Genomic DNA, 5,628 nt, shown 5'->3' on the forward strand with positions numbered 1-5,628 from the left:
CTGGTGGCGATCTTTGGCGAGAAGGATTCGCATGCTGTGTATTACCTGCACCAACAGGGCGTCACGCGGCTCGACGTGGTGAACTTCATCGCCCACGGCATCAAGAAGACCGACCCGCCCGAGCAACCGAAGTCGAATGAAAGCTCCGGCAACGAAGGCGAGAAGGAAGAAGGCGAGTCCAAGGGCTCGCCTCTGGATCAGTTCACCCAGAACCTCAACCAGCTCGCCCGCGAAGGCAAGATCGACCCGTTGATCGGCCGCGAGCTGGAGGTGGAACGAGTCATCCAGATCCTGTGCCGCCGGCGCAAGAACAACCCGCTGTTGGTGGGTGAAGCCGGCGTGGGCAAGACCGCTATCGCTGAGGGTCTGGCCTGGCGCATCACGCAAAACGAGGTGCCCGAGATATTGGCCGATGCGCAGGTGTATTCGCTCGACATGGGCGCACTGTTGGCGGGCACCAAGTACCGCGGTGATTTCGAGCAGCGCTTGAAGAGTGTGCTCAAGCACCTGAAGGATCAACCGAACGCGGTGCTGTTCATCGACGAGATCCACACGCTGATCGGTGCGGGGGCGGCTTCGGGCGGCACGCTGGATGCGAGCAACCTCCTCAAGCCTGCGCTGAGCTCCGGGGCCATGAAGTGCATCGGCGCGACCACTTTCACCGAGTACCGCGGCATCTTCGAAAAAGACGCAGCGCTGTCACGCCGTTTCCAGAAAGTCGACGTGGTCGAGCCTTCGGTCGAGCAGACCATCGAGATCCTTAAGGGTCTGAAGTCGCGCTTCGAAGAGCACCACAGCGTGAAGTACGCGCTGGGTGCCTTGCAGGCTGCGGCCGAGCTGTCGGCCAAGTTCATCAACGACCGCCACCTGCCTGACAAGGCGATTGACGTGATCGACGAGGCGGGTGCGGCGCAGCGGATCTTGCCCAAGAGCAAGCAAAAGAAGACCATCACCCGCAACGAGGTCGAAGAGATCGTCGCCAAGATCGCACGCATCCCGCCGACCAGCGTGTCGAGCGACGACCGCTCCAAGCTCAAGACGCTGGAGCGCGACCTGAACAGCGTGGTGTTCGGGCAGGAGCCTGCCATCGAAGCCTTGGCGGCTGCCATCAAGATGGCGCGTTCGGGCCTGGGCAAGCCCGACAAGCCGATCGGTTCGTTCTTGTTCAGCGGCCCCACGGGTGTGGGCAAGACCGAAGTGGCCAAGCAACTCGCTTTTATTCTGGGCATTGAGCTGATCCGCTTCGACATGAGCGAATACATGGAGCGCCATGCGGTGAGCCGCCTGATCGGTGCGCCTCCGGGCTACGTGGGTTTTGACCAAGGTGGTCTGCTGACCGAGGCCGTTACCAAGAAGCCGCATGCGGTGCTGTTGCTCGACGAGATCGAGAAAGCCCACCCGGACGTTTTCAACGTGTTGCTGCAGGTCATGGACCACGGCTCGCTGACCGACAACAACGGGCGCAAGGCCGACTTCCGCAATGTCATCCTGATCATGACGACCAATGCGGGTGCAGAGACGATGAACAAGGCCAGCATCGGCTTCACCAACTCGCGCGAACAAGGTGACGAGATGGCCGACATCAAGCGCCTGTTCACACCCGAATTCCGCAATCGGCTCGACGCGATCATCAATTTCCGCTCGCTCGATGAAGAAATCATCCTGCGCGTGGTCGACAAGTTCTTGCTGCAACTTGAAGCGCAATTGGCCGAGAAGAAGGTCGAGGCGACCTTCAGCGACGCCTTGCGCAAGCACCTGTCGAAGAAGGGCTTCGACCCGCTGATGGGTGCCCGGCCGATGCAACGCCTGATCCAGGACACGATTCGTCGTGCTCTGGCCGATGAGTTGCTCTTTGGTCGTCTGGTCGATGGTGGCCGCCTGGCGGTCGACATCGATGCGGAAGGCAAGACCGTCCTCGACATCCAGCCGCCGAAGAAGAGCGACAAGCCGAAGGCAGAGCCTGCCACCACCACCTGAGGTGCTGTACAAGTTCTGGCGATAAAACGACGGGGCCTTCGGGCCCCGTTTTCATGCGCGCAAGGCGGGGTCTTGCTGAAAAAACTGCTGCAGCTGCGCGTACACCTGCGGGTGCTCGGCCTGAAGGTCGTGCGGCGCGACAAAAAATACCTCGCATGCGACGGCGAAAAATTCGCTGGGCGCTTCGGCACCATAGGGGTCAAGCAAGGTGTCTTCACCGGCTTCAACTCGCGCACAAAAGCTGTCGTAGTTCGCCGTGAAAACTGTCTTCCATTCAAGCTGGGCGCTGCGGCTGGGCAGGGCCGGAATGCCGTTGGCTTCACCGTCGCGCATGTCCAGCACATGGGCAAATTCGTGGATCACCACGTTGTAGCCCCATTCGGCGGAGTTGCCGGCGTCGGCCACGTCTTGCCATGAAAGCGTGACCGGCCCACCTTCCATCGCCTCGCCCGACAGAGGTTCGTCGTAGTGGTGAACCACGCCGTCTTCGTCCATCACCTCGCGACGCGCGACAACCTCGTCGGCGTGCACCACGATACCGATGAAGCTGTCGTACCAATCCAACCCGAGGCGAAGAATGGGCAGGCAGGCTTGCGCGGCGATGGCGACGGCCATGTCATCGGTGATCGCCAGCCCGTGGGCACCGTTGAACTCTTTGCGGTCGAGAAAGAGCGTGCTCATCTCGCGCAGCAGCTGGCCGTCATCGACGTCGAGGCGGGCCAGGAAGGGGAAGCGCGCCAGGGTGGCGAGCCACAGCGCGTCGGGGATCGGGCGGCGCGTCAGTGTTCGTTGGTCACGCCAGCGGCGCAGCGCGTGGAGCATTCGGGTTACTTCAACGCGTCGGCCAGACTCAGGCGCGCCTGGCCGGAGGCTGAAAGGCGCAACACCTCGGCACGCACAGGCGGGTGATCGAGGTCCCAGTCGGACAGAACATGCCGAACGCAGCCATCGCCCAGCGGCTCGGTGGATGGGCGGTGCGTGTGGCCGTGGATCAGCGTTGTCGAGTTGGCTTGGTGCAGCCATTCCAGCGCGGCGGGCGTGTCGATGTCGACCCAGCCGGCCGGGGAGGGCGGGCCTTTCCTGCGCATCTCGCTCTGGTTGCGCACATCACGGGCAAAACGGCGGCGCGCTTCGAGAGATTTGGAGAGGAAGTCGGTCTGCCAGGCAGCGCTGCGCACCAGGACTCGAAAGGCTTGGTACTCGGTGTCTGCCAGGCACAACGCATCGCCATGCGTCAGCAGCACACGTTGGCCAAACGCGATCACCACGCAGGGGTCAGCCAGCGCCGTAACGCCGCAGGCGCTGAGCATTCGAGTGCCGACCAGAAAGTCGCGGTTGCCGACCATGAAGGCAATGTGGCGCTGACGCGTTGCTGTCGCCAGCACCTCGGTGCAGCGGGCCTCGAAGCCGTCGACGCGGGCATCGTCGCCGACCCACACCTCGAACAGGTCGCCCAGTATGAACACCGCCTCGGCCGGCGTACCTTGCAGGTACGCCGCCCAGGCGTCAAAGGTCTCGGGCGTGTCGGCGCCGAGATGCAGGTCGGAGATGAAGTCGATGCACCGCCAGGCCAGCGGAGCATGCACTTCAGCCTGCATGAAGCGGGCTCAGGCGACGACGGTCGCCTGGGTGATGACCACGTCTTCGAGCGGCACGTCACCGTGGCCACCCTTGTTGCCGGTCTTCACACCCTCGATCGCGTCGACCACCTCTTTGCCGGCGACGACCTTGCCAAACACGGCGTAGCCCCACCCGCTGGCCGACTCAGACTTGAAGTTCAGAAAGTCGTTGTTGGTGGTGTTGATGAAGAACTGGGCCGAGGCCGAGTGCGGTGCACTGGTGCGCGCCATGGCCAAGGTGTAATGGTCGTTCTTCAGGCCGTTGTTGGCCTCGTTCTGGATCGGCTCGACGGTTGGCTTTTGTTTCATGCCGGGTTCGAAGCCGCCGCCTTGCACCATGAAGCTCTTGATGACGCGGTGGAACACTGTGCCGTTGTAGTGGCCGTTCTCGACGTAGGCGATGAAGTTGGCGACGGTCTTGGGCGCCTTGACGTCATCGAGTTCGACGCGGATGGTGCCGTGGTTGGTTTGCAGTTCGACGGTTTTGCTCATTTCACTTCTCCAGGGTGGCCTTCTTGATGGTCACGGGTTTGACGGGAACGTCGCCAGGGGCGGTCGGCACGGCGCGGATCTTGTCGACCACCTCCATGCCCTCGATGACCTTGCCAAACACGGCGTAGCCGTTGCCGTCTTGCGACTGCGCGGCGTTGAGGAAGTTGTTGTCCTTCACGTTGATGAAGAACTGCGCCGTGGCCGAGTTGGGGTCGGACGTGCGGGCCATGGCGATGGTGCCGCGGTCGTTGTTCAGGCCGTTGCGGGCCTCCAGCGAGATTGGCGGGCGTGTAGGCTTTTCTTTGAGGTCGGCCGTCATGCCGCCGCCCTGGATCATGAAGTTGCTGATGACACGGTGGAACACGGTGCCGTTGTAGTGGCCGGCCTTCACGTAGGCCACAAAATTCTCGACCGTCTTGGGCGCCTTGGCAGCGTCGAGCTGAACCACGATGTCGCCTTCAGAGGTGGCGAGTTTCACCTTCTGCGCCTGTGCGGCCAGGCTTGTGCCCAAGCCGATGAGGGTGGCCGCGATCAAGCTCAACCAGCGGGTGTGTTTTGTCATCCGATCACTCCTTCGAAGAATATCTTCCATTGTCCACCCTCCTTGCCCCAGTACTGGCGCTTCATCGGGCCGGTGAGTTGGCCTTTGAGCACCTCGCCAAAGGTCACGATCAACACCTCGCTGGTATCGCGCCATGACAGGATGGAGAGTTCCTTCAGCTCCGACTCTCGGCCGCGCGAGGCGTTCACTTCCTTGTCGAGGATCTTGGCCCATTGGGCCAGGTCCGCGGTGCCGCTCGAAAACTGCGGGGAGTAAAAACCCAGCAACCTGCTCACGTCGCCGCCCGATCGAGCCTGGCGCCATTGTTCGACCAGCGCCCGAGCCGCGCCACGCTCTTTGTCGACCTGGCCGTGCGCCAACCAGTCCAGACGGGTAGCGATGACCACGGGGGTTCGGCGCGGGGAGACGTCGCGCAGCAGGTGGCTGATGTCTTCGTTGGCGAGCACCACACAACCGTCGGTGCTTTGCGGCGTGCGTGCGAAGTTGTGCGGTGGCACACCGTGCAGCCAGATGCCACCGCCGGTCTTGCCACGGCGGCGGTCGTATTCGTTGGGGTAGTTGAGCTCCAGTGCGCCCGGGCCGTAGAAGTCTTTCAGCTGCGCGCCGCCGAGCCGGCTGGTCACGAAGTACACGCCGAGGGGTGTGCGCTGGTCGCCTTGTTCCTTCTTGTCCATGCCCAGTTTGCCGAGCGACACGTAGTGGTCGGACACCAGCCTCAAGCCGTTTTCGTTGTTGACGAACAGGTACATGCGCGAGCGGCTCGCATCCACCGCAATGGCGTGGCGCGTGCTCGGCGGGATGTCGATGAACTGGCGTGGCACCGCATTTTCAGGCGGACGCTCTGTGAGCGCAGCCAGCCGCAGCGTGGCTTCTTGGCGAAGTTGGCTCCACTGCGCCGCGGCCGAAGCCGGCAGTTCGGATGGCGGTACGACGACCGCGTCGAGTTTGCCGCGCCGCGTCAGCAGCAAGTCGCCGTAG

Annotated in this window: 6 protein-coding genes; 1 reads left to right on the forward strand and 5 read right to left on the reverse strand. The window is 62.8% G+C overall.

What is annotated here, in order from left to right:
• Positions 1 to 1,977 (forward strand): ATP-dependent Clp protease ATP-binding subunit ClpA (gene clpA / locus RMO40_RS06365; protein WP_309717897.1); only part of this gene is annotated, 1,977 nt, incomplete at its 5' end.
• 51 nt (positions 1,978 to 2,028) lie between these two features.
• Here clpA and RMO40_RS06370 read toward each other — a convergent pair.
• The 5 genes from RMO40_RS06370 to RMO40_RS06390 all read right to left on the reverse strand — a co-directional run.
• Complete coding sequence (locus RMO40_RS06370) at positions 2,029 to 2,799, reverse strand: zinc-dependent peptidase (protein ID WP_309717900.1); 771 nt, start codon at positions 2,797 to 2,799, stop codon at positions 2,029 to 2,031.
• A gap of 5 nt (positions 2,800 to 2,804) precedes the next feature.
• Positions 2,805 to 3,575, reverse strand: a complete 771-nt coding sequence (locus RMO40_RS06375; protein ID WP_309717903.1) for a UDP-2,3-diacylglucosamine diphosphatase — start codon at positions 3,573 to 3,575, stop codon at positions 2,805 to 2,807.
• A gap of 9 nt (positions 3,576 to 3,584) precedes the next feature.
• On the reverse strand, positions 3,585 to 4,088 hold the full coding sequence (locus tag RMO40_RS06380) for a peptidylprolyl isomerase (protein ID WP_309717907.1): 504 nt from the start codon (positions 4,086 to 4,088) through the stop codon (positions 3,585 to 3,587).
• A gap of 1 nt (position 4,089) precedes the next feature.
• Positions 4,090 to 4,650 (reverse strand): peptidylprolyl isomerase, encoded by a 561-nt coding sequence (locus RMO40_RS06385; protein WP_309717909.1) that lies wholly within the window; start codon positions 4,648 to 4,650, stop codon positions 4,090 to 4,092.
• On the reverse strand, positions 4,647 to 5,628 hold a 982-nt coding region (locus tag RMO40_RS06390), incomplete at its 5' end, for a L,D-transpeptidase family protein (protein WP_309717911.1). The genes RMO40_RS06385 and RMO40_RS06390, both read right to left, overlap by 4 nt.

The organism is Rhizobacter sp., from assembly GCF_031412075.1.
In the GTDB taxonomy this organism is placed as follows: domain Bacteria; phylum Pseudomonadota; class Gammaproteobacteria; order Burkholderiales; family Burkholderiaceae_C; genus Rhizobacter.